20 protein-coding genes are annotated in these 24022 nt (G+C 69.8%); 5 read left to right on the top strand and 15 right to left on the bottom strand.

Annotated elements, in window-relative coordinates; all coding sequences use genetic code 11:
- Positions 1 to 339: 339 nt before the first annotated feature.
- The 7 genes from AB6A69_RS00540 to AB6A69_RS00510 form a co-directional block, all read right to left on the bottom strand.
- A complete protein-coding gene (locus AB6A69_RS00540; RefSeq protein WP_371059234.1) occupies positions 340 to 1944 on the bottom strand; it encodes a carboxyl transferase domain-containing protein in 1605 nt (534 codons plus the stop codon).
- On the bottom strand, positions 1941 to 3503 hold the full coding sequence (locus tag AB6A69_RS00535; RefSeq protein WP_371059233.1) for an AMP-binding protein: 1563 nt from the start codon (positions 3501 to 3503) through the stop codon (positions 1941 to 1943). Before AB6A69_RS00535 ends, AB6A69_RS00540 begins: the two co-directional genes overlap by 4 nt.
- The gene (locus tag AB6A69_RS00530) at positions 3503 to 4219 is read right to left on the bottom strand and encodes a flavodoxin family protein (RefSeq protein ID WP_371059232.1); all 717 of its coding nucleotides are present in this window, start codon (positions 4217 to 4219) and stop codon (positions 3503 to 3505) included. The genes AB6A69_RS00535 and AB6A69_RS00530 overlap by 1 nt, the downstream gene beginning before the upstream one ends.
- Entirely contained in the window at positions 4216 to 4551 is a 336-nt protein-coding gene (locus AB6A69_RS00525; protein WP_371059231.1) for a hypothetical protein, read from the bottom strand. The genes AB6A69_RS00530 and AB6A69_RS00525 overlap by 4 nt, the downstream gene beginning before the upstream one ends.
- The gene (locus AB6A69_RS00520) at positions 4548 to 5711 is read right to left on the bottom strand and encodes an isovaleryl-CoA dehydrogenase (protein WP_371059230.1); all 1164 of its coding nucleotides are present in this window, start codon (positions 5709 to 5711) and stop codon (positions 4548 to 4550) included. The genes AB6A69_RS00525 and AB6A69_RS00520 overlap by 4 nt, the downstream gene beginning before the upstream one ends.
- Before the next feature lie 62 nt (positions 5712 to 5773).
- Positions 5774 to 6991 (bottom strand): DegT/DnrJ/EryC1/StrS family aminotransferase, encoded by a 1218-nt coding sequence (locus tag AB6A69_RS00515; RefSeq protein ID WP_371059229.1) that lies wholly within the window; start codon positions 6989 to 6991, stop codon positions 5774 to 5776.
- Between the two features lie 354 nt (positions 6992 to 7345).
- The gene (locus tag AB6A69_RS00510; protein WP_371036692.1) at positions 7346 to 8011 is read right to left on the bottom strand and encodes an HAD-IA family hydrolase; all 666 of its coding nucleotides are present in this window, start codon (positions 8009 to 8011) and stop codon (positions 7346 to 7348) included.
- A gap of 137 nt (positions 8012 to 8148) precedes the next feature.
- Here AB6A69_RS00510 and glmU point away from each other — a divergent pair, with 137 nt between their 5' ends.
- Both glmU and glmS read left to right on the top strand, forming a co-directional pair.
- A complete protein-coding gene (gene glmU, locus AB6A69_RS00505; RefSeq protein WP_371059228.1) occupies positions 8149 to 9504 on the top strand; it encodes a bifunctional UDP-N-acetylglucosamine diphosphorylase/glucosamine-1-phosphate N-acetyltransferase GlmU in 1356 nt (451 codons plus the stop codon).
- Entirely contained in the window at positions 9504 to 11324 is a 1821-nt protein-coding gene (glmS, locus tag AB6A69_RS00500; protein WP_371059227.1) for a glutamine--fructose-6-phosphate transaminase (isomerizing), read from the top strand. The genes glmU and glmS overlap by 1 nt, the downstream gene beginning before the upstream one ends.
- A gap of 23 nt (positions 11325 to 11347) precedes the next feature.
- Here the strand turns inward: glmS and AB6A69_RS00495 are convergent, their stop codons facing one another.
- Complete coding sequence (locus AB6A69_RS00495; RefSeq protein ID WP_371059226.1) at positions 11348 to 11833, bottom strand: hypothetical protein; 486 nt, start codon at positions 11831 to 11833, stop codon at positions 11348 to 11350.
- Positions 11834 to 11917: 84 nt separating this feature from the next.
- Between AB6A69_RS00495 and moaA the strand changes: the two genes are divergently transcribed.
- Positions 11918 to 12925 carry a GTP 3',8-cyclase MoaA gene (gene moaA, locus AB6A69_RS00490; RefSeq protein WP_371059225.1) on the top strand — a complete coding sequence of 336 codons (1008 nt, stop codon included), beginning with the start codon at positions 11918 to 11920 and terminating at the stop codon, positions 12923 to 12925.
- A 231-nt stretch (positions 12926 to 13156) separates the two neighbouring features.
- Here moaA and AB6A69_RS00485 read toward each other — a convergent pair whose 3' ends face one another.
- Positions 13157 to 13957, bottom strand: a complete 801-nt coding sequence (locus AB6A69_RS00485; RefSeq protein ID WP_371059224.1) for a glycosyl transferase — start codon at positions 13955 to 13957, stop codon at positions 13157 to 13159.
- Positions 13958 to 14026: 69 nt separating this feature from the next.
- Complete coding sequence (locus AB6A69_RS00480) at positions 14027 to 15190, bottom strand: M20 aminoacylase family protein (protein WP_371059223.1); 1164 nt, start codon at positions 15188 to 15190, stop codon at positions 14027 to 14029.
- A gap of 283 nt (positions 15191 to 15473) precedes the next feature.
- Here AB6A69_RS00480 and AB6A69_RS00475 point away from each other — a divergent pair, with 283 nt between their 5' ends.
- Positions 15474 to 16556 carry a YeeE/YedE thiosulfate transporter family protein gene (locus AB6A69_RS00475; RefSeq protein WP_371059222.1) on the top strand — a complete coding sequence of 361 codons (1083 nt, stop codon included), beginning with the start codon at positions 15474 to 15476 and terminating at the stop codon, positions 16554 to 16556.
- On the opposite strand, the gene AB6A69_RS00470 is transcribed toward AB6A69_RS00475, so the two are convergent.
- The 5 genes from AB6A69_RS00470 to AB6A69_RS00450 form a co-directional block, all read right to left on the bottom strand.
- On the bottom strand, positions 16492 to 17775 hold the full coding sequence (locus AB6A69_RS00470; protein WP_371036700.1) for a DUF3422 family protein: 1284 nt from the start codon (positions 17773 to 17775) through the stop codon (positions 16492 to 16494). The two genes, AB6A69_RS00475 and AB6A69_RS00470, sit on opposite strands and share 65 nt — an antisense overlap.
- 187 nt (positions 17776 to 17962) lie before the next feature.
- Positions 17963 to 19447 carry an NAD(P)(+) transhydrogenase (Re/Si-specific) subunit beta gene (locus AB6A69_RS00465; RefSeq protein ID WP_371036701.1) on the bottom strand — a complete coding sequence of 495 codons (1485 nt, stop codon included), beginning with the start codon at positions 19445 to 19447 and terminating at the stop codon, positions 17963 to 17965.
- A gap of 19 nt (positions 19448 to 19466) precedes the next feature.
- Positions 19467 to 21041: a Re/Si-specific NAD(P)(+) transhydrogenase subunit alpha gene (locus tag AB6A69_RS00460; RefSeq protein WP_371036702.1), complete on the bottom strand. Its 1575-nt coding sequence runs from the start codon at positions 21039 to 21041 to the stop codon at positions 19467 to 19469.
- A gap of 121 nt (positions 21042 to 21162) precedes the next feature.
- Positions 21163 to 21618, bottom strand: coding sequence for an isoprenylcysteine carboxylmethyltransferase family protein (locus tag AB6A69_RS00455; RefSeq protein ID WP_371054721.1), 456 nt, complete (start codon positions 21616 to 21618; stop codon positions 21163 to 21165).
- A 58-nt stretch (positions 21619 to 21676) separates the two neighbouring features.
- Positions 21677 to 22621, bottom strand: coding sequence for an MBL fold metallo-hydrolase (locus AB6A69_RS00450; RefSeq protein WP_371036704.1), 945 nt, complete (start codon positions 22619 to 22621; stop codon positions 21677 to 21679).
- Positions 22622 to 22769: 148 nt separating this feature from the next.
- Between AB6A69_RS00450 and kynU the strand changes: the two genes are divergently transcribed.
- On the top strand, positions 22770 to 23963 hold the full coding sequence (gene kynU / locus AB6A69_RS00445; protein WP_371059221.1) for a kynureninase: 1194 nt from the start codon (positions 22770 to 22772) through the stop codon (positions 23961 to 23963).
- The last annotated feature ends 59 nt before the right edge of the window (positions 23964 to 24022 follow it).

Raw genomic sequence — 24022 nt, 5'->3', positions numbered from 1 at the left:
GCCGGTTTCGCGCGCGCACCTCCCCTGGGTTTCCGGTGTATCGTATGCGAGGATGCGGCCCGTTCGCCATCCGCTGCGGGGACAGATCATCTTCACGGTATCGCCGTCCATCACGGTGACGATCCGGCACCCCACGTGCGGGGTCACGAACCCGTTGACCGCATCGCCCAATGGCGCGAACAGGAACAGTGCGGCAACGAGGCCGACGGCCCAGCCGAAGGCGCGTCCGCCGCGCCTTGGCCGGGGCCGTCGCGGCGGACGGCCCGTGTTCCGCCCGTGTCGCGCCCGATCGCCCCGACCGACAGGCGCCGAGTTGTAGCGCCGCCGCGCCATGCCGCCTCACATCCGGAACACGCCGAAGCGTGTCTCCTCGATCGGCGCGTTGAGCGTGGCCCGCAGCGACAGCGCCAGCACGGCGCGGCTCTTGCGCGGGTCCACCACGCCGTCGTCCCAGAGCCGCGCGGCGGCATAAAGCGGGTGGCTCTGCCGCGCGAACATCTCGATCGTGGGCCGCTTGAAGGCCTCCTCCTCCTCGGCGGGCCAGTCCTCCCCCGTGCGCTCCATGGCGTCGCGCTTGACGGTGGCGAGGACGCCCGCCGCCTGCTCGCCGCCCATCACGCTGATGCGCGAATTGGGCCAGGTCCAGAGGAAGCGGGGGGAGTAGGCGCGCCCCGCCATGCCGTAATTCCCCGCCCCGAAGGAACCGCCCACCAGCAACGTGATCTTGGGCACCGCGGTGGTGGCGACGGCGGTGACCATCTTCGCGCCGTGGCGCGCGATGCCCTCGTTCTCGTAGCGCCGGCCCACCATGAAACCGGTGATGTTCTGCAGGAAGACCAGCGGGATCTTCCGCTGCGAGCAGAGCTCTACGAAATGCGCGCCCTTCTGCGCCGCCTCGGAGAAGAGCACGCCGTTGTTGGCGACGATGCCCACCGGGCAGCCCTCGACATGGGCGAAGCCCGTCACCAGCGTCTCGCCGAAGCGCGCCTTGAACTCGTCGAAGCGCGAGCCGTCCACGATCCGGGCGATCACCTCGCGGATGTCGTAGGGCGTGCGCAGATCGGCCGGCACCGCGCCCAGGATCTCGTCGGGGTCGTAGGCGGGCGGCTCGGGGGCCTGCCAGCCCACCGTCGCGTCCCGGGCGGGGCCCAGATTCGCCACCGCGCGCCGCGCAAGCGCCAGCGCATGTGCGTCATCCTCCGCAAGGTAGTCCGCGACGCCCGAGAGGCGCGTGTGCACGTCGCCGCCACCCAGCTCCTCCGCGGTCACGACCTCGCCGGTGGCGGCCTTCACCAGCGGCGGCCCGGCGAGGAAAATCGTTCCCTGCTCGCGCACGATGATGGCGACATCCGACATGGCGGGCACGTAGGCGCCGCCGGCGGTGCAGGACCCCATGACCACCGCGATCTGCGCGATCCCCTTGGCGCTCATCTGCGCCTGATTGTAGAAGATGCGGCCGAAATGGTCCCGGTCGGGGAAGACCTCGTCCTGGTTGGGCAGGTTGGCGCCGCCCGAATCCACCAGGTAGACGCAGGGCAACCGGTTCTGCTCCGCGATCTCCTGGGCGCGCAGATGCTTCTTCACCGTCATCGGGTAGTAGGTGCCGCCCTTCACCGTGGCGTCGTTGCAGACCACCATGCAGTCGCGCCCGGCCACGCGGCCCACCCCCGCGATGACGCCGGCCGCGGGCGCGGCGCCGTCATACATGCCGTGCGCGGCGGTCGCGCCCACCTCTAGGAAAGGACTTCCGGGGTCGAGAAGCGCCGCCACCCGGTCCCGCGGCAGCATCTTGCCCCGCTCTTCGTGGCGGGCGCGGGCGCGCGCGCCGCCGCCCGCGGCGGCCTCGGCCGCGGCGGCCTCGACCTCGGCCAGCATTTCCAGATGCGCGGCACGATTGGCGCGGAACTCGTCCGAGCCGGTCAGGATCTTCGAGCCGATTTTCATGCCGCACCCTCCGCCTCTGCATCGAGGCGCGCGCGCAGCTCCCGCCTCAGCACTTTGCCCGTCACCGTCATCGGCAGGCTCTCCACGAAACGAAACTCCCTCGGATAGGCATGGGCAGCGGCACGCTCGCGCACCCAGCCCCGAAGCTCCTCGGCCAGCGCGTCGCCGGGCGCCGCGCCCTCGCGCAGGACGACGAAGGCCACCACGATCTCGGTGCGGAACGCATCGGGCCTGCCCACGACGCCCGCCGAGGCGACCTTCGGGTGCGTGAGCAGGCAATCCTCGATCTCGGAGGGGCCGATGCGGTAGCCTGCCGAGGTGATGACGTCGTCGTCGCGGCCGAGGAAGCGCAGATGGTCGCCCTCTCGCAGGCCGCGGTCGCCCGTCAGCATCCAGTCGCCGCGGAACTTCGCCGCGGTCTCCTCGGGACGGTTCCAGTAGCCGAGCATCATCGAGGCCGAGCCGCGCCGGACGGCGATCTCGCCCTCGCCGGCCACGGGCGCCCCGTCCTCGCCGATCACCTCGACCTCGTGGCCCGGCACCGGGCGGCCGATGCAGCCCGGCCGGGGCGGGAAGAGCGCGCCGCAGGAAGACGCCACCATGTTGCACTCGGTCTGGCCGTAGAACTCGTTGATGGCGAGGCCGAAGGCGCGCCGCCCCCACGCCAGCATCTCCGCGCCGAGCGGCTCTCCGCCCGAAGCGACGGAGCGCAGGCCGGGAATGGCCACATCCGCGGCCTTCAGCATGCGCAGCGCAGTCGGCGGGAAGAAGACGTTGCGCACCCCGCCCGCCCGCACGATCTCGCGCGCGTCGGCGGGGTCGAATTTCGGCCGCCGCGCGGCGACGACCGGCACGCCGAGGGCGAGCCCCGGCATGGCGACGTCGAAGAGCCCGCCGATCCAGGCCCAGTCGGCCGGCGTCCAGAGGCAGTCGCCCGGCTGGCCGAGGAAATCGTGGCTCATCTCGACCCCCGGCAGGTGGCCGGTGAGCACGCGATGGGCGTGAAGCGCCCCCTTGGGTGCGCCCGTGGTGCCGGAGGTGTAGATCAGCACCGCCGGATCTTCCGGCCCGGTCTCGCAGGTTTCCACCGGCGCGGTGAGGAGCCGCGTCTCCTCCGGCACGAGGACCGCCCCCTCCCATGCGGCAAGCCCGGCGGGCGGGTCGCGATCGGCGACGACGAGCGCCGCCCCGGCGTCGGAGAGCCGCGTGAGAAGCGCGTCGCGCCCGAAAAGCTTGAAGAGCGGGATGGAAATCGCGCCGAGCTTCCAGGCCGCGAGATGCGCGGCGAGCGTCCAGGCGCCCTGCGCGCGCAGGACGCCCACCCGGTCGCCCCGCCCGACGCCCCGCGCCGCGAAGGCGCCGGCCAGCCCATCGGCCATCTCGCGAAGGCGGTCGTAGCTCACCGCCTCCCGGCCCTCGGAAAGATCCAGCACGGCGAGGCGCTCGGGCTCGCGCTCGGCCCAGCCGTCGAGCGCCTGTCGCGCCATGTTTAGCGTCGCGGGCAGCTCCCAGCGGAAGCCCTGCAAGAGCGCCTCGTATGTTTCCGCCCGCGCCAGCATCAGGCCCTGTAATCCGGGTTCTCGTAGTCGAAGCGACAGCCCGCTTGCCACGCACGGCGGTCGTTGCCTTCGCTCGGGTAGCCGCCCGCGCCCTTCAGCATCCGCGCGAGATGCATGAGGTTCCACGTCATGATCGTGGTGTTGCGCTGGGTGAATTCGTTGTCGAAGCCCGCGGGCGCGCCCTCCACCTCGTCGCCGTAGGAGGGACCGGGCCCGGCCTCGCCGATCCAGCCGCAATCGGCCTGCGGCGGGATCGTGTAGCCGAGATGGGACAGCGCGTAGCACAGCGTCATGGCGGCGTGCTTGACCCCGTCCTCGTTGCCGGTGACCACGCAGCCCCCGGCCTTGCCGTAATAGATCGACTGGCCCCTGTCGTTGAGTTGGCCCGACATGCCGTAAAGCCGCTCGATCAGGACCCGGCAGACCGAGCTTTCCTCGCCGAGCCAGAGCGGCGTGCCGATCACGAGGATGTCGGCGGCCTTCACCTTCTCCCAGAGCGCGGGCCAGTCGTCCCGCGCCCAGCCATGCTCCGTCATGTCCGGGTAGACGCCCGGCGGCACCTGGTGATCCAGCATGTGCACATGCTCCACCGTGACGCCCTGCTTCTCCATGATGGCCTGCGAGGCGCCCATGAGAAGGCGCGTGTGGCTCTCGCCAGCCTCTTTCTTGAGCGAGGTGTTGACGTAAAGCGCCCTGAGATCGCTGAAATCGGTCATGTCCGCGGCTCCTTCGGCAATGCGGCCCGGTCCGCCGGGGTGTCCACGCGCCAGAGCTGACCCCAGGGCGCGACGTGGTAGGCCACCCGCGCCTCGGGCCGGCCGGGCGGGGCGCAGACCACCACCAGCCGTTCCAGCATGGCGCGGCCCGGCTCGGCGTGGCAATGCCCGCGCTCCGCCCCCGGCCCGCGCGCGGCGTAGAGCGCGGCGTAATGCTCGATGATCTGGGTCTCGCCCAATTCCGCCGTCCGCCATCCGAGCCCCGCGCCGAGCGCCCCGGCCCCGGCCAGAAGACCCGCGAAACCGAAGGCGACGGCGCGGGCGGGCGTCACCCCATCGCCCCCATCAGTTCGCGCCCGATCAGCATGCGCCGGATCTCGGAGGTGCCGGCGCCGATCTCCATCAGCTTGGCGTCGCGGAAGATGCGGCTTACCGGCGTGTCCGAGAGGAACCCCGCGCCGCCCATCGCCTGCACCGCCTGGTGCGCGACGACCATCGCCTCCTCGGAGGCGTAGAGCACGCAGGCCGCGGCGTCCTGGCGGGTCACCTCGCCCCGGTCGCAGGCCTTGGCCACCTCGTAGACGTAGGCACGGGCCGAGTTCATCTTGGTGTAGATGTCGGCGATCTTGCCCTGCATCAGCTGGAAATTGCCGACGGGCTGGCCGAACTGCCTGCGGTCGCGCAGGTAGGGCATGATCTCGTCGAGGCAGGCCGCCATGATGCCGGTGCCGATCCCCGAGAGCACCACACGCTCGTAATCGAGGCCGGACATCAGCACGCGCACGCCCTGCCCCTCGGCGCCCAGCACGTTCTCGAACGGCACTTCCACGTCCTCGAAGACGAGCTCGGCGGTGTTCGACCCGCGCATCCCGAGCTTGTCGAAATGGGGCGAGGTCGAGAAGCCCTTCATGTCCTTCTCGACCAGGAAGGCGGTGATCCCCTTCGATCCGGCCTCGGGGTCGGTCTTGGCGTAGACCACCAGCACGTCGGCGTCGGGCCCGTTGGTGATCCAGTATTTCGTGCCGTTGAGCACGTAGCGGTCGTTGCGCTTCTCGGCGGCGAGCTTCATGCCCACCACGTCCGAACCCGCGCCGGCCTCTGACATGGCGAGCGCGCCGACATGCTCGCCCGAGACGAGCTTGGGCAGGTAGGCGCGCCGCTGCGCCTCGGTTCCGTTCAGGCGGATCTGGTTCACGCAGAGGTTGGAATGCGCCCCGTAGGACAGCGAGACCGAGGCCGAGGCGCGGGCGATCTCCTCGATCGCCACGACATGGGCGAGATAGCCCATGTCGGCGCCGCCATACGCCTCCTCCACCGTGATGCCCAGGAGGCCAAGCTCGCCCATCTCGCGCCAGAGCCTGTGCGGAAACAGGTTCTCGCGGTCGATCTCGGCCGCCATCGGCTTCACCCGTTCCTGCGCCCAGCGGTGGACCGTCTCGCGCAGGGCGGCGACATCCTCGCCGAGATCGAACGTCATCGAAGCCGTGAACATCTCCCCTCCCCCCGAGGATAATTGAACATGCGTTCAAATCTTACGCCCGACAGCCGCGCCGGTCAATGGTCCGCGCCGGCCGGCGCCGCGCCGTGCTGGAACACCGCGCTCACCTCCGCGCGGATGATCCGCGCGATGCATGCGCAGTCTTCCCGGCTGAAGGTCAACGGCAACCGCATGTCCAGAAGCCCGGCGAGGATACGGTCGGTCGCGGGCATGGGTGCGGACGGCGCATAGCGCCAGCTGTCGTAGCGCGAGGTGTAGCCGCGCGGCTCGACCTCTCCGAACCATTTCAGCTCGACGCCGCGCGCGGCGCATCGCTGCACCACATCGCGCACCGCGGCCCCGGGCCAGCCCTCGAGCAGGATCTGGAAGGACGATCCGACGAAGCGCTCCTCCGGCGGACGTTCGACCAGCGTCAGTCCCGGCGTGTCGCGCAGGCCCGCCTCGACCACCCGGTAGCGATCGGTCCAGCGCGCGCAGCTTCGGGGAAGCGCGGCCAGCTGCGGGCGCAGGATCGCGGCGCGCAGATTGTCCATCCGGCCCGAAATGTTGGGCGTCTCCCACTTGACCTTTTCGAACATTTCCACAGGGGGAGACGCCGTGTGCCGGTCATAAAGCATGTAGGAACCCGACAAGACGATCATCCTCGCCGCAATCTCGGGATCGTCCGTGACGAGCAGCCCGCCCTCGCCGGAATTGATGTGCTTGTAGGTCTGCGTGGAGTAGCATCCGACCGCGCCGTGCCGGCCCGAGGGCACGCCACGCCACGCCGCGCCCATGGTGTGCGCGCAATCCTCCACCACGGTGATGCCCGCCGCGTCGCAGATCCGCATGAGCCGGTCCATGTCGCAGATATGCCCGCGCATGTGGCTGAGCAGCAGCACCCGCGCCGCGCCCGCCTTGGCCTCCAGATCGTCGAGGTCGATGGTCAGATCGCGCGTCGTCTCCACCAGGACGGGCCGCGCGCCGAGCGCGGCGATCGCGCCGGGCACCGGGGCCAGGGTGAACGCGTTGGACAGCACCGGATCGCCCGGCCCCACCCCGACCGCACGCAGCGCCGTGGCCATGGCATAGCCGCCCGAGGCCACGGCAAGGCAGTAGCGCGCCCCGGTGAAGGCCGCGAACTCCTCTTCGAGCAGGTTCACCTCCCCCGCCTCGCCAGGCACGAGATTGTAGCGATGAAGCCGTCCGCTGCGCATGATCTCGACCGCCGCGGAGATGCCGGCATCGGGAATCGGTTCCTGCTGCGTGAAACTGCCGGTGAATTTCTCGTCCATGTGGTATCAGTGACCATTGGCGCGGCAGCCGTCAACGGCCGCGGGACCCGATCGGCCACCGGGCGAAAGGGCGCGGAGATCCCGCGGGCGACCGTCTTTCGGCGGAAACCGGGGACCCACGCCCTGCGACCGCCTGAGGATCGGCCGGAAAGCCATTCTTTTAATTCAATGAATGAGAGTTCCAGCAAGAGACGCGCACCGGTATGGGCCGATGCGCGATGCAGCCCGGCGCAACGCCGATTGGGGCGACATCATTGCCGGCAGAAATCGGGCACCCCGCGCGAGATCATCCACAAGTCCTGCTGGGGATAACCTTGGAAAAAACGCCTTTTCAGCGCTTTGCGGCGCGCAACGTCACCCGATCAGGCGTTCCACCACGCCGGGCAGCTCGTCGAAATGCGCGATCACCGCCTCGGGCGACAGCGCCGGTACCGCCGCCGCCCCGGGGCCGAAGCCCACCAGAACCGAAGGCACGCCCGCGGCCCGGGCCGTCTCGCGGTCGGTCTCGGAATCGCCCACGAGCAGGCTGCGCGCCGGGTCCCCGCCCGCGCGCCGGGCCGCCTCGCGCAGCGGCTCGGGGTCGGGCTTGCGCACCGCAAGCGTGTCCGCGCCCACGAGCGAGGCGAAGGCGTCACGCACGCCCAGCCGGGTCATCAGCAGATGGGCGAGCGCCTCGGGCTTGTTGGTGCAGATGCCGACCCGGTATCCCGCCGACCCCAGCGCGGCCACGGCGGTCATCGCCCCTGGATAGAGCGTGGTGTGCACGTCGATCGCCCCGCCATAGGCTTCGAGCAGCAGGGGATAGTTCCGGTCGATCTCCGCCGCGTCCTCGGCCCGCCCCAACCGCTCGAGGCCGAGCCGGAGCATGGCCCGCCCCCCGCGCAGCGCCGTGCCCGCGTCGCGCGCGGGGTCGAGCACGTCGCCCGCCCCCATGGCGCGGAAGCAGGCGTTGGCCGCGGCGATGAGATCACCGCTCGTATCGGCCAGCGTGCCGTCGAGATCGAATATCACCGTGCGCATACCGCATCCCCGCAAGGCGCGCCGCCACTGTCATCTCCCGAAACGGATCTTGAACCCGACCGGGCTTGCGACGCCTTGCCAGACCGATAGAACGGGCGGTGGTGGATCACAACCGGGAACGGGGCGAGAGAACAGGCATGGGCACTGCATTGGTCATTCTGGCGGCCGGGCTCGGCACGCGCATGCGCTCCGATCTGCCCAAGGTGCTGCACGAGGTGGCCGGCACCTCCCTGCTCGCCCACGCGATCCGGGCGGGACGGGCCCTCGCGCCGGAGCGCGTGATCGTCGTCGCCGGGCACGGCGCCGAGGCGGTGGAGGCCGCGGCGCGCGAGGTCGAGCCCGAGGCGCAGGTGGTGCGTCAGCACGAACAGCTGGGCACCGCCCATGCCGTGGCGCAGGCCGCGCCCGCGCTCGAGGGCTTTGCCGGCGACGTGGTCGTACTTTACGGCGACACGCCCTTCATCCGCCCCGAGACGCTGTCGGCCATGGCCGCCGCGCGCGGAGGCGCCGACATCGTCGTGCTGGGCTTCGACGCCGCCGATCCCGGCCGCTACGGGCGGCTCGTGACCGAGGGCGACCGCCTGAAGCGCATCGTGGAATACAAGGACACGACCGAGGCGGAGCGCGCGATCACGCTGTGCAATTCGGGCGTGATGGCGGCCGAAGCCGCGGCTCTCATGGACCTCGTGGCCGCGGTCGGCAACGACAACGCCTCGGGCGAATACTACCTGACCGACGTGGTGGCCCTTGGCGCGGCGCGCGGGCTGACGGCGGGGGTGGTGGCCTGCGACGAGGCCGAGACGCTCGGCATCAACTCCCGCGCAGAGCTTGCCGCCGCCGAGGCCGCCTTCCAGGCCCGCGCGCGGGCCGAGGCGCTGGAGACGGGCGTCACCCTCGCCGCGCCTGAAACCGTGCATTTCGCCTTCGACACCGCGATCGGGCGGGACGCGGTGGTGGAGCCCTTCGTGGTCTTCGGCCCCGGCGTCACGGTGGAAACGGGCGCACGGATCCGCGCCTTTTCCCATCTCGAGGGCTGCCACGTCGCGCGCGGCGCGGAAGTGGGCCCCTACGCGCGGCTGCGCCCCGGCGCGGAACTCGAAGAGGACGCGCGCGTGGGCAATTTCGTCGAGGTTAAGAACGCGCGGCTCGGCGCCGGGGCCAAGGCCAACCACCTGGCCTATCTCGGCGACGCCGAGGTGGGCGCGGGCGCCAACATCGGCGCGGGCACGATCACCTGCAACTACGACGGCGTCTCCAAGCACCGCACCGAGATCGGGGCGGGCGCCTTCATCGGGTCGGACACCATGCTCGTAGCGCCCGTGCGCGTCGGCGCGGGCGCGCTCACGGCCTCGGGCTCGGTAATCACCGACGACGTGCCCGACGCGGCGCTCGCCATCGGGCGCGCCCGCCAGGAGACGAAGCCCGGACTCGCGCGGAAACTCATGGACCGGCTGCGCGCGCAGGCGTCGCGGCGCGGCAAGGAGGCAGGCTGATGTGCGGCATTATCGGGATACTGGGCAATCACGAGGTCGCCCCGGCGATCCTGGAGGGGCTGCGACGGCTGGAATATCGCGGCTACGACAGCGCCGGCATCGCCACGGTGAACGCGGGCCGGCTGGACCGGCGCCGCGCCGTGGGCAAGCTGGTCAATCTCTCGGACCTGCTGGTGCACGACCCGCTGCCCGGCAAGGCCGGGATCGGGCACACCCGCTGGGCCACCCACGGCGCGCCCTCAGAGGACAACGCCCATCCCCACCGCGCGGGGCCCGTCGCGGTGGTCCATAACGGCATCATCGAAAATTACCGCGCGCTGCGGCGTGAACTCGCCGAGGCGGGCTATGCCTGCGAGACCGACACCGACACCGAAACGGTGGCCCTTCTGGCACGGCGCGAGATGGAGGCGGGGCTTTCGCCCGTGCAGGCGGCCTTCGCGACGCTGGACCGGCTGGAGGGCGCCTTCGCGCTTGTCTTCCTGTTCGAGGGCGAGGGCGATCTTCTCGTCGCCGCGCGCAAGGGCAGCCCGCTTGCCATCGGCTGGGGCGAGGGCGAGATGTTCGTGGGCTCGGACGCCATCGCGCTCGCGCCTCTCACCGACCGCATGACCTATCTCGAAGAGGGCGATCGCGCCGTGATCGCCCGCGCGGGCGCCGAGATCTTCGATGCCGAGGGCCGTCCCGTGACCCGTGCGGTGCGAGAGATCCGCCTCGAGGCCGCACGCCTCGACAAGGGCGGGCACAAGCACTTCATGGCCAAGGAGATCGCCGAGCAGCCCTGGGCCGTGGGCGAGGCGGTGGCCGCCTATCTCTCGGCCGACGGGCAGGCGCTCCGCCTGCCGCAGACGGTCGACTTCGCCGGCGTGGAAAGGCTCACCATGGTGGCCTGCGGCACCGCCTACTACGCCTGCCTCACGGCGAAATACTGGTTCGAGCAGATCGCGGGGCTTCCCGTCGAGGTGGATGTCGCCTCGGAGTTCCGCTATCGCGAACCGCCGGTGAGCGCCCGAAGCTGGGCCGTCTTCGTCAGCCAGTCGGGCGAGACCGCCGATACGCTGGCCGCGCTGCGCTACTGCCAGGGCAAGAGCGCGCGCATCCTGTCGGTCACGAACGTCCCGGAAAGCTCCATCGCGCGCGAGGCCGATCTCGACCTGCAGATCCATGCCGGCGTGGAGATCGGGGTGGCCTCGACCAAGGCGTTCACCTGCCAGCTCGCCGTGCTTCTGCTGCTGGCGCTCAAGGCCGCGCATGACCGCGGGCGGCTCGACGACGAGGCGCTGGCGGATAGGCTCTCGGGCGTGCGCGGGCTGCACACCCTGCTGGGCCAGGCGCTCGAGACCCGCGGCGCCGCCGAGGAGATCGCGCGCAGCCTCGCCGAAGCGCGCGACATCCTGTTCCTCGGCCGCGGGCTCATGTATCCCCTCGCGCTCGAAGGCGCTCTGAAACTCAAGGAAATCAGCTACATCCATGCCGAAGGCTATGCGAGCGGGGAACTCAAGCACGGCCCCATCGCGCTGATCGATCAGAACGTGCCCGTGGTGGTCATGGCGCCGCGCGACGCGCTTTTCGACAAGACCGTCTCGAACATGCAGGAGGTGATGGCCCGTGGCGGCAAGGTGCTGCTGATCACCGATCCCGCCGGCGCGGCGGTCGCGGGTTCCGACGCCTGGCACAGCCTCGTGATGCCCGCCGCCGACCCGATCCTCACGCCGCTTCTCTACGCGATCCCCGCCCAGCTTCTGGCCTATTTCACGGCCGTGGCGAAAGGCACGGACGTGGACCAGCCGCGGAACCTCGCGAAATCCGTCACGGTGGAGTGACGCCGCGGCCGGGTGCGGCAGGCTCAGCCGCCGGGCAGCCGGAAGACCTCGATCTCGGGAAGGCCGGTCAGCGGCGCGCCGATAAGCCGCATGGCGGCAAGCGAGATCTGGCTGCCCGAGCCGGGCTCGGCGGCGAGCGGGCGAAGCTCCACCCGCGCGGACTGCCCGGTGCCGGTCGCGACCACGCGACCCGGCGCCGGCGCGTCGACCAGGGGCGTCTTGAGCCAGAACCCGGCCTCGGTCGGATCGCCCAGCGAGGCCACGGTCGTGCCAAGCCGCAGCGCGCCCTGCGGCGCCGGCGCGGCCGCCGCGGCGCGCTCCGCCGCGGTTGTCGTGTCGAAGGATTCGGCCGATTGCGGGGCATCGGCACGCGGCCGCGCCACGGGTCGCACCGCCGCAGCCTCTGAATCCACCCCGGCGGGGGCCTGCGCCGGCGTGGCCATCTGCTGGATCGCGCCACAGCCGGCAAGGAGAATCGGCACCGAGAGAAGGACGTGCAACGCTTTCATGCGTGCAGCCTAGCCCCGCCGGATCGTTTCATCAACGCCGCGCGCCCCCTTGCGGCGCCATGGCCCGCGGCCTAGGTTCCGCGCATGACAGCGCCCCTCATCGATCCCTTCGAGCGCGCGATCAAGTATCTGCGCATCTCGGTCACCGACCGCTGCGATTTCCGCTGCGTCTACTGCATGGCCGAGAACATGACCTTCCTGCCGAAGGCGGAGTTGCTTACGCTGGAGGAACTCGACCGGATGTGCACCGCCTTCATCCGGATGGGGGTGGAAAAACTGCGCATCACCGGCGGCGAACCGCTGGTGCGCAAGGGGATCATGACGTTCTTCGAAGCGATGGGACGCCACCTCGAGACCGGCGCCCTGAAGGAACTCACGCTCACGACAAACGGCTCGCAGCTCGCCCGCTTCGCCAGGCCGCTTTACGACGCCGGCGTGCGCCGCGTGAACGTGTCGCTCGACACGCTGGACGAGGAAAAATTCGCCCGCGTCACGCGCTGGGGCCGCCTGCCGCAGGTGCTCGACGGCATCCGCGCCGCGCAGGACGCGGGGCTTCGGGTCAAGATCAATGCCGTCGCGCTGCGAGATTTCAACGAGGACGAACTCTTCACGCTGACCGAGTGGTGCGCGCGCAACGACATCGACCTGACCTGGATCGAGGTCATGCCGATGGGCGATATCGGCAACGAGGACCGGGTGGGCCAATACTGGTCGCTGCGCGATCTCCGCGCGCGGCTGGAGAGCCGCTACACCGTCGTCGACACGCCCGAACGTACCGGCGGGCCCGCACGCTACGCCCGCCTGGAGGAAACCGGCCAGCGCATCGGGTTCATCACGCCGCTCAGCCACAATTTCTGCGAAAGTTGCAACCGCGTCCGCCTCACCTGCACGGGCCAGCTCTTCATGTGCCTCGGGCAGGAGGACATGGCCGACCTCCGCGCGCCGCTCAGAAACAACCCCGCCGACGATACCGCGCTGGAAACCGCGATCCGGGCCGCGATCGACCGCAAGCCCAAGGGTCACGATTTCGACTACTCCCGCCAGCGGCCCGACGGGCAGGTCTCCCGCCACATGAGCCACACCGGCGGTTGACGCCCCTCAACACCCGGGGCACTTGGCTTCGGCGTTGCAAGGGGGCTTCGCCCCCTCTTGGGCAAATGCCCAATTCACCCCCGAGTATTTGCGCCAAGAAGAAGATGCCCGCGTCGCGGTCTGTTCTTCTTGGACAAAATACTCCGGGGGAGCCGCCGACAGGCGGCGGGGGCGGAGCCCCCATCGCACGAAGTGCCAGAAGCCTTGCGCGCGTCAGCGCGCGCCGCCGGCTCAGGCCCAGCCGGCACCGAGGTCGGCGCGGGCGCGGTTGATCCAGTGCTCCTTCAACCACGCGCAGGGAAGCGATCGGCGTAGCAGCGAACCGCGATAGCCCTTGACGGCCTCGGGCATCTTGGGGCGGCCATGGAAGCAGACGACGCGCGCGTCTTCGGGCAGACGCGGCGGGCGAAGCCAGTTCGCGGGCGGCAGGCCCAGGCAGTCGTGCTTGAAGCTCACCACCCATTCAGGAGGGATATGGATAAAAGCGTGCCGCTCCATCGCCTTGTGAGAGGTGTAGCGCTGCTCGGACCCGCGGGCGCGCGCGACCTCCTCGTAGGGGTTCGCCGCCATGTCTTCGTAGAGGTAGCCGTGGCGATCCGGATCGAAGCGGAAGACGGAGCCGTGGCCGGTGGGCCGGCCCTTCCGCTTCTCCACCCAGTCGTGGCGCATGGCGACCTTCGCGGGGTCGAGCGCCCAGATCGGCTCCAGATCGCCGGTGATGACCACGTCGAGGTCGAAGCCGAGCACCGGCCCCGCGTGGTCGGGGATCGCGCCGGGGCGGAAAAGCGAGACCTTGCGCATCGCGCCCTGCCGGTTCGCCACGGCGAGGGCGCGGTCCATCTCGGGCTGGAAGGGCTCGGCGGGGAGCGGGAGGATCTCCACGTCGGGGTGGATGCCCTCCGGGTGCTCCGTCATGCAGAGGAACCGGACGGGCCGGGCGAAATTCCTTCGCACGCCCGAGTAGAGGCGGTTCACATAGTCGGGACCAAAGGCGGTGCCCCACTTGATGCAGACGACGGTGGCGCGATGCATGGGCTGTCCTCGCAGGCGGCGGCTGCCGCCCCCTAGCCCAGGCCTTGGGGAATGGCCAGAGGCGGGGCCTCAGGCGGCGGGCATGCGCCGCTCCACCAGTTCAGCCCACCAGGAGCAGCCCGCCGGGATCGCCTCGTCATTGAAGTCGTATTCGGGGTGGTGGACCATCGCCGTGTCGCCGTTGCCCACCAGGATATAGGCGCCCGGGCGCTCTTCCAGCATGAAGGCGAAATCCTCGCCTCCCATGACGAGCGGCGCCTCGCCACAATCCCCCGCGACCGCGCGGGCCACCTCGGCGGCGAAGGTGGTTTCGGCCTCGTGGTTCGCCATCACCGGGTAGCCGCGCTGGTAGTCCACCTCCGCGCGCCCGCCGAAGGTGGCCGCGACGCCCTCGCAGATCTCGCGCACCCGGCGTTCGGCCAGGTCACGCATCGCGGGGTTCAGCGTGCGCACGGTGCCCCGAAGATGCACCGATTGCGGGATCACGTTGAAGGCGGTGGACGAGGTCTGGAAGCTCGTCACGGAGACCACGATCTGCTCCACCGGGTCCGCGTTGCGGCTCGCGATGGTCTGGAGCGCGGTGACGGCGTGCGCGGCCATAACCGTGGTGTCCACCGTGTCGTGGGGTTTCGCGGCGTGCCCGCCCTTGCCCTCGAAGCGGATGTCGAGCTGGTCGGTGGCCGCGAAGAACGCCCCCGGACGGATGTGAAAGCTGCCTGCCGGCATGCCGGGCCAATTGTGCATGCCGTAGACCTCCTGAATGCCCCAGCGCGTCATCAGCCCGTCGTCACACATCTCCTTGCCGCCGCCGCCGCCCTCTTCGGCGGGCTGAAAGATCACGACGGCGGTCCCGTCGAAGTTGCGCGTCTCCGCGAGATAGCGCGCGGCGCCGAGCAGCATCGCGGTGTGCCCGTCATGGCCGCAGGCGTGCATCGCCCCGGGCGTCCTGGAGGCGTAGGGCTTGCCCGTCTTCTCCTCGATCGGCAGCGCGTCCATGTCAGCACGAAGGCCGATCACGCGGCCGGAGTTGTTGCTTCGACCCCGGATCACGCCGACGACGCCGGTGCGTCCGATGCCGTCGGTCACCTCGTCGCAGCCGAAGGCGCGGAGCTTCTCGGCCACCAGGCCCGCGGTTCGGTGCGTGTCGAACAGGATCTCGGGATTCTCGTGGAGGTCGCGGCGCCAGGCCGTGATTTCGTCGTGCATTTCAGCAAAGCGATTCTTGACGGGCATCGGGTCTCTCCCTTGGCAGCTTTCAAGATGTAGCACCGCCGATGGGGGGCGGACAGGGGGCGCTTTGGCCACGGGGATGCGAAAAAGGGACCCTATCCATCTCGCGGCGCGGGCGGCGGATCATCATGCCGCGCCCGATCACGAAGCCGGACACCCGTCCGACCCCCCGTCGCGCGCCGGGAAAATTTCCCATGCAAACCACCCATAAGCGGCTCGCTACACTCTTGCCACACCGTTTCTTCCGGATCATTTGGACGCGTATTCCGATCCACGGAGATGTCCCATGTACGAAACGCTCGGCATCCAGTCGCTCACCGCGCCGCAAGCGGCGGTGATCTTCGCGCTCACGCTCGGCCTCGCCTTCGGCGTGCTCGCCGAGCGTACGGGCTTCTGTTTCCGCCGCGCGCTGGTGGGGGAGGACCGCCGCGCGGCAATGGGCGTCTGGCTCGCGGCGCTCGCAGCGGCGCTTCTCGGCACGCAGGCGGCGGTGGCCGCGGGATGGATCGGCTTCTCCGATCACCGGTTCCACGCCGCGGACCTGCCCGTGATCGCCGTCATCGCCGGCGGCCTGCTGTTCGGGGCGGGCATGGTGCTGACCCGCGGCTGCCTTTCGAGGCTCGCCGTGCTTGCGGGCGGCGGCAACCTGCGTGCCGTCCTCGTGCTGCTGGTGGCGGGCATCTCGGCCCAGGCCGCAATGACCGGCGCGCTCGCGCCGCTCCGCGTCGCGCTGGGCACGGTGACGCTGCCGCTGGGCGAGGCGGCGAGCCTCGCGGCGCTTCCGGGCGGCGCGCCGGTCTGGGCGGGGCTTCTCGGCGCGGCTGCGCTGGCGGTGGCGCTGGGATCCGGTAACCGCGCCGGCACACTGGCGCTGGCCGTGGCGCTGGGTTTTCTGGTGCCGGCGGGGTGGGTCGGCACGGGGCTCGTGCTGCAGGACGATTTCGATCCGATCGCGCAGCAAAGCCTTTCGTTCACCGGGCCGATCGCCGAGAGCCTCTTCTGGACGGTCGCCGCGACCTCGATCCCCGCGGGGTTCGGCACGGGGCTCATCGCCGGGGTTCTCGGGGGCGGCCTCGCCGCCGCGCTTCTCTTCAAAAGCTTCCGCTGGCAGGGCTTCGAGGGACCGGCGCAGACGGGTCGCTACCTTGCCGGCGCGGCGCTGATGGGCGTGGGCGGCGTGCTTGCGGGCGGCTGCACGGTGGGGGCGGGACTGTCCGGCATCCCGACCCTGTCGGTGGCCGCGCTTCTCGCGCTTTGCGCCATCGCGGCGGGCGCGCGCCTCACCGAGGCCGCGCTGCGCCCGCTCAGCCGATCTTTCCGCGCATCCGGCGCACCGCGACGAACACCACGGCCACAACCGGCAGAGTGATCGCGGCGGTGACCGTGCCCTTGCTCACGCCAATGGCGTCGGCGAGCGGGTAGAGCAGATAACCGCCAAGCGAGACCGCGTAATAGCTGATGGCGACGACGGAAAACCCCTCCACCGTCTTCTGGAGGCGCAGCTGGAGGTCCGCGCGGCGGTCCATGCTTTCCAGAAGCGCCTGGTTCTGCGCGCTGCGCGCCACGTCCACCCGCGTCCGCAGCAGGTCGCCGGCGCGCATCGCGCGGTCCGCCATCGTCTGCAGCCGGCGCTCGGTGTGCTTCACGGTGCGGATCGCCGGATCGAAGCGGCGCATCATGAATTCCGCGAAGGTCTGGCGGCCGGCGAAACGTTCCTCTCGAAGGACCTCGATCCGCTGGGTCACGATCGCCTCATAGGCGGCCGTGGCGCCGAAGCGGAAGGCGCTTTGGGCCGACAGCGACTCGAGCTCCGCCGAGACTGTCAGCAAGGCCTTGAGCGTATCCTCGGCGCTTCCGCCTTCCTCGGTGAGCCCGGACATCAGGCGGCCGAGCTCCGTGTCGATCTCGTGCATGCGCGGCCCGAGCGACTGCACCCGCTGGAACCCCAGCATCGACATCGTCTTGTAGGTCTCTATCTCGAGAAGCCGCTGCACGATCCGCCCCACCCGCCGCCGGCCGGTGTCTTCGGACGGGAAGACGGCGAAGCGCAGATGCCCGGCCGGATCGATGCGGAAATCGCCGGCCACCACGGCCGCGTCATCGACCACATGGCTGATCGCGACGCTTTCGGAGACGAACCAGTCGGCGAGGCGCGCGGTGATCTCGGCCTCGGTCTCCGGGCGGTTCTCGACACGGACCATGACCGAGGTGATGCGCTGGCCGGGCGCGGCCTCCAGCCAGTCGCTCGGGAAGACCGCGAAATCATCGGGGTCGAACGGCCGCTCGCCCGGCCCGTCGAGGAAGGCCGTGTAGGTCACGAATTCCGTGTGGCTTTCCCATTTCATCCGGTGCTTGCCGATCTGGCCGAACCAGTGCGTCGCACCCGGCTTGGGGTGGTCCGCGCCGTGCCGGTCGAGCAGCGCGATCAGGTGGTCGAGATCGGCCTGCCGGTCCCGCGACGGGGCCTCGTCCGGCTGCTTGATGGCGATGAACACGGCCCGGCCGGTCGCCGGAAGCGTCGGGAACGGGCGCGCGTGAAGCTCGTTGGCAAGCTGGTAGCGCAGAGGGTGATCGGAAATCGGCGGCATCGCACTCTCCTGGTTGCGTCGAGCCTATGCTGCAGCGCGGAAATGTAAAGCGGGAAACCCGTTCGATATCATGGGCTTAGGGGTGCACTACGGTATGCCCGGACGCAATTTTCGCCCAAGGTCCTGATTCGAAAAGCGAAAGGGCGCCCGGATGGGCGCCCTTCCACGGATAGGCCGGGACCGGCGCCTAGTCGACGAGCGCCAGCAGCTTGTTCAGGCTCTCCTTGGCGTCGCCGTAGAACATCCGCGTGTTCTCCTTGAAGAAGAGCGGGTTCTCGATCCCGGAATAGCCCGTTCCCTGCCCGCGCTTCGAGACGAAGACGTTCTTGGCCTTCCAGACCTCGAGCACCGGCATCCCGGCGATGGGCGAGTTCGGGTCGTCCTGCGCCGCCGGGTTCACGATGTCGTTGGAGCCGATGACGATCACCACGTCGGTGTCGGGGAAATCGTCGTTGATCTCCTCCATCTCCAGCACGATGTCGTAGGGCACCTTGGCCTCGGCCAGCAGCACGTTCATGTGCCCCGGCAGCCGGCCCGCGACGGGGTGGATGGCGAAACGCACCTCCTTGCCCTTGCCCCGCAGCTTCTTCGTCAGCTCCGACACGGCGTTCTGCGCCTGCGCCACCGCCATGCCGTAGCCCGGCACGATGATGACGCTGTCCGCCTCGTCGAGCGCGCTGGCCACGCCCTCGGCATCGATGGCGACCTGCTCGCCCTCGATCGCCGCGGCCTCGCCGGTCGCACCGCCGAAGCCGCCGAGGATCACGCTGATGAAGGACCGGTTCATCGCCTTGCACATGATGTAGCTCAGGATGGCGCCCGAGGAGCCCACCAGCGCGCCCACCACGATCAGCAGGTCGTTGCCGAGCGAGAAGCCGATCGCCGCCGCCGCCCAGCCCGAATAGCTGTTCAGCATCGACACGACCACGGGCATGTCCGCGCCCCCGATCCCCATGATGAGGTGGTAGCCGATGAAGAAGGCGAGCAGCGCCAGGATCACGAGCGTCCAGCTGCCCGCGTCGCCGAGATAGAGCGCGGCGAAAAGCAGAGACGCCGCCGCGGCGCCGGCGTTCAGCATGTGACCGCCGGGCAGCTTCTTGGCGGACGTGTCCACGCGGCCGGCAAGCTTGCCATAGGCGATGACGGAGCCCGTGAAGGTCACCGCGCCGATCCAGATGCCGAGCATCAGCTCGATCTGGAGAATGGTGATCTCGACGGCGGTCTTCTTGGCCACGATCCCCGCGAAACCGCTGAAGCCGCTGGCGAAGGCCGCGCCCTCGGTCGTCACCTCGTCAGGCCGCGGGAAGGGCACGCCCGCCTCGGCGAAGGAGGCGGCGACGCGGCCGATCTCGATATCCGCGTTGAAGCCCACGACGACGGCGGCCAGGCCCACGAGGCTGTGCATGATCGCCACCAGCTCGGGCATCTGCGTCATCTGCACCCGCGTGGCGAGCTGGTGGCCCACGACGGCGCCGATCGCGATCAGCACCAGCGAGACGAGCCAGAGCCCCTGCCCCGGGCCGATCATGGTCGCGACGACCGCGATGGCCATGCCGGCGATACCGTACCAGACGGCGCGTTTCGCGCTTTCCTGCCCCGAAAGCCCGCCCAGCGACAGGATGAAGAGGACGGCGGCCACGGCATAGGCCGCAATGGTGAATCCGAATTCCATTGTCTCTACCCCTGCGCGCTCAGGATTTCTGGAACATGGCGAGCATGCGCCGTGTCACGAGGAAGCCGCCGAAGATGTTCACGGACGCCATGAGCACCCCCGCGGCGGCGAGGATCGTGATCAGCAGCGAGGAGGATCCGATCTGGATCAGCGCGCCCAGGATGATGATCGACGAGATCGCGTTCGTGACCGCCATGAGCGGCGTGTGCAGCGAATGCGCCACGTTCCAGATCACCTGGAAGCCGATGAACACCGACAGCACGAAGACGATGAAGTGCTGCATGAAACTGGCCGGCGCGACGAGGCCCACGGCGAGCACGGCCAGGGCGCCGATCGAGATCAGCGTGACTTGGTTGCGCGTCTGCGCCTTGAAGGCCGCGATCTCCTGCGCGCGCTTCTCCTCGGGGGTCAGCTCCTTCGGCTTTTCCTTGGGCTTTTGCGCCGCGATCGCCTGCACCTTCGGCGGCGGCGGCGGGAAGGTCACGTCGCCCTCATGGGCGATGGTCGCGCCGCGGATCACGTCGTCTTCCATGTCGTGATCGATGCGGCCGTCCTTCTCGGGCGTCAGATCGGTGATCAGGTGGCGGATGTTGGTCGAATAGAGCGTCGAGCTCTGCGTGGCCATCCGGCTGGGGAAGTCGGTGTAGCCGATGATCGTCACGCCGTTGTCGGTGACGATCTTGTCGTCCATCACGGTCAGCTTGCAGTTGCCGCCGCGTTCCGCGGCGAGGTCGACGATGACCGAGCCGGGCTTCATGGCCGCGACCATGTCCTCGGTCCAGAGTTCGGGCGCCTCGCGGTTGGGGATCAGCGCGGTGGTGATGACGATGTCCACCTCCGGCGCCAGTTCGCGGAACTTCGCCAGCTGCGCCTCGCGGAACTCGGGGCTTGAGGGCTTGGCATAGCCGCCGCTGGCCGAGCCGTCCTCCACGTCCTCCTCGAAGTCGAGATAGACGAACTCCGCCCCCATCGATTCGACCTGCTCGGCCACCTCGGGACGCACGTCGAAGGCGTAGGTGATCGCGCCGAGCGACGTCGAGGTGCCAATCGCGGCGAGGCCGGCGACGCCCGCGCCCACCACGAGCACCTTCGCCGGCGGCACCTTGCCCGCGGCCGTGACCTGGCCGGTGAAGAAGCGGCCGAAATTGTTGCCGGCCTCGATCACTGCGCGGTAGCCCGCGATATTGGCCATGGACGACAGCGCGTCCATCTTCTGCGCCCGGCTGATCCGCGGGATCATGTCCATGGCGATGACGGTGCTGCCCTTCTCGGCCAGCGCGGTCATGTGCGCCTCGTTCGAGGCGGGCCAGAAGAAGGAGACGAGCGTCTGGCCCTTGCGGAAACGCTTCACTTCCGCGTCGGTGGGCGGGCGCACCTTCGCGATCACGTCCGCCTCCGCCCAGAGCGCCTCGGCGCCGGGGACGACCTTCACGCCGGCCTCTTCGTAAAGCGCGTCCGAGAAGCCCGCGCGCTCGCCCGCGCCGGTCTCTATCAGGCACTCGTGGCCGAGTTTCTGCAGGTCGCGGGCGCTTTGCGGTGTCATCGCGACCCGCGCCTCGCCCTCCAGCACTTCCTTGGGTGTTCCGATCTTCACCTGTCACGTCCCCCCGTTGACGGGGCCCGGCGGCCCCGGGCTTTGCTTACCTCAGGCGATCCCTACCCGCTGAATCGCCACTCCACAAGCGACGAGGCGCGCCGCACGCCGCGTCCCACAGCTAGATCCATCGGCGCACCTTGTGCGCGTACCGGGCGAAGTCGGCCCGGAACACCCGGCGCATCCGCTTCTCCTCGGGCAGGACGAAGCGGCGCTCCAGCACCCACAGCAGCACGGGCAGCAGCACGAGCGACGGCACCGCGTCCCAGAAGAGGATGAACCCCGCCAGGATCAGCAGATCGGCGAGATAGATCGGATTGCGGCTTCGGCTATAGATGCCCGTGGTGACAAGCGTCTCGGGCGTCTCGTGCGGCAGGAGCGTGGTGTGCGCGCGGCGAAACTCGAACGCCGCCATCAGCACCAGGAGCACGCCCGCGCCGACCAGAAGCCCGCCGACAAGGTCGGGCACAGGCCCCGCGCCGAACCCGAGCCCCATGGGCAGCCACCGCGACTGCGCCCAGGCCAGCGCGAGCGCGGCGGCGAGCCAGACGGGCGGAATGTCGACCCATTTCAGCATCGCCACGTCATCCGTGCCCGCGAAGCCGCGAGGCGCCGGTTGTGCCCGCCCGAGGCGTTCATTCCCACTCCATCTCCTCGAAGACGCGGCCCGCGTTCTTCGTGGCGAGTTCCTCGAAGGTGTCGAGATGCGCCCAGCGCGACTGGTCGACGTAATAGGCGCTGGCAAGGTCGCCGCCCGCGTCGAGATGCGCGCCGATCTTCTCCCGGATGTCCTTGAGGTAGTCCGAGGTGTAGCGGGTGACCTGCGCCATGTTCGTGGGGTGGCCGTGTCCCGGGATCACGTAGGTCGCGCCGAGCTCGGTGAACGGGCCGTCGAAGGTCTCGATCCAGCACGACGTGCAGGTGTCGGCGAAGATGGGCGGCATGCGTTCGTGAAAGGCGATGTCGCCCGCGATGACGATGTCCCATTGCGGAATCCACACCTGCGTGTCGCCCGGCCCGTGGGCGGGGCCGAGATGCAGCACCTCCAGCGTCACGTCGCCCATCTCGACCACGCGCCTGTCCTCGAAGGAGAGGTTCGGCACCACCACCTCGGTGCCCTCGGCGCGGTCGCGGTTGTACCCCTTCATCCCCTCCAGGATGAAATGCCCGTTCTCCTCGATCTCGTGGATCGCGTCCACATGGGCGAGAATGTCCACGCCCAGCGCCGCCCAGTAGGAGTTGCCGAGCATGGCGTGGCCCTGCCCGTTCTCGTTGATCACGAGCTTCACCGGCTGGTCGGTGACCGCCTTGATCTCCTCGTGCAGCGCCTCGGCGAGTTTCGCGGACGCGCCGCCGTTGATCACCACGACCCCGTCGCCCGTGACGACGAAGGACAGGTTGTTGTTGTGGCCCGCGTTCTCGTAGGTGGGCGGCGCCGTGGCGCCGATCGCCGACCAGACATGCGGGATCACCTCGACGGGCTTCTCGTAGAGTTCCGACTGCGGATACTGGTCGGGAATGTCCTCGCTGGCATGGACCGCCCCTGCCGCCAGAATGGCCGCCAAGATCGTGCGTTTCATCCGTTCCTCCCTCGATGCTCTGCCGTCAAATTCACGCAGGCGAATACGAATGTAAAGCGTCACGGTCGCGCGCGGACTGGACAGGACCGCCCCCCGGCTTTAGGCACGAAGCGCCCCACGCATCGACCACCTGCCGGAAAGGGCGCGCATGACCGATTTCGCCGCCACGAAGCGCCTGTTTCACCTGCCCGAGGGGATCGTCTACCTCGACGGGAATTCGCTCGGGCCACTGCCGCGGGCGGCCCCGGCGCGCCTCGAGGGCACCCTACGCGACGAGTGGGGCGAGATGCTGATCACCGGCTGGAACCGCGCGGGCTGGATGGACCAGCCGCGCCGGACCGGCGACCGGGTGGGACGGCTCATCGGCGCCGAAGCCGGCCACGTGGTGATGGGCGACACGCTTTCGATCAAGGTCTGGCAGGCGCTCGCCGCCGCGCTGGAGCTGCGCCCCGACCGCCGCGTGATCCTGTCCGACAGCGGCAACTTCCCGTCCGACCTCTACATGGCCGAAGGGCTCGCGGGACTTCTCGACAAGGGCCACGAACTGCGCGTGGTGGAGCCCGAGGCGCTGGCCGAACACATCACCGATGAGGTGGCGGTCGCGCTGATCACCGAAGTCGACTACCGCACGGGTCGGCTGCACGACATGAGGGCGCTGACCGCGAAGGCGCATGCGGCGGGCGCGCTGACCGTGTGGGACCTCGCCCACAGCGCCGGCGCGCTGCCGGTGGACCTGTCCGGCGCGGGGGCCGATTTCGCGGTGGGATGCACCTACAAGTACCTCAACGGCGGCCCCGGCGCGCCCGCCTTCATCTATGTGGCCCCCCGCCACGCCGACCACGCGCGCCCCGCCCTCTCGGGCTGGCTCGGCCACGCCGCGCCCTTCGCCTTCGAGCCGCGCTATCGCGCCGGCGACGGGATCGAACGGATGCGCGTGGGCACGCCGCCGGTGCTGGCGCTGGCCGCGCTCGACGCGGCGCTCGACGTCTGGGACGGCGTGGACATGGCCGCGCTGCGCGCCCGCTCGCTGGAGCTCACGGCGCTCTTCATCGAGGAGGTGGAGGCGCGCTGCCCGCGGCTTCAGCTGGTCACGCCGCGCGCGCCGGACCGGCGCGGGAGCCAGGTGTCGTTCCGCTTCGCGGAGGGGTATGCGGCCATGCAGGCGCTGATCGCCCGGGGTGTCATCGGCGATTTCCGGGCGCCCGACATCATGCGCTTCGGGATCACGCCGCTCTACATCGACGAGGCCGACATCCGCCGCGCGGTCGACGTTCTGGCCGAGGTGATGGAGGGCGACCTCTGGGACGACCCGGCCTACCGGGCCCGGGCCGCGGTGACGTGACAGTGACGCGCCCGCGGCTTGCAGCCGCCCCCGCGCCGTGGGCTCGGGCGAACGGCGCG

This window comes from Rhodosalinus sp. 5P4, assembly GCF_041365695.1.
Classification (GTDB): Bacteria; Pseudomonadota; Alphaproteobacteria; order Rhodobacterales; family Rhodobacteraceae; genus Rhodosalinus.
Note: the sequence above shows the minus strand (reverse complement) of the source record. Positions and strands in the feature narration are given on the sequence as shown.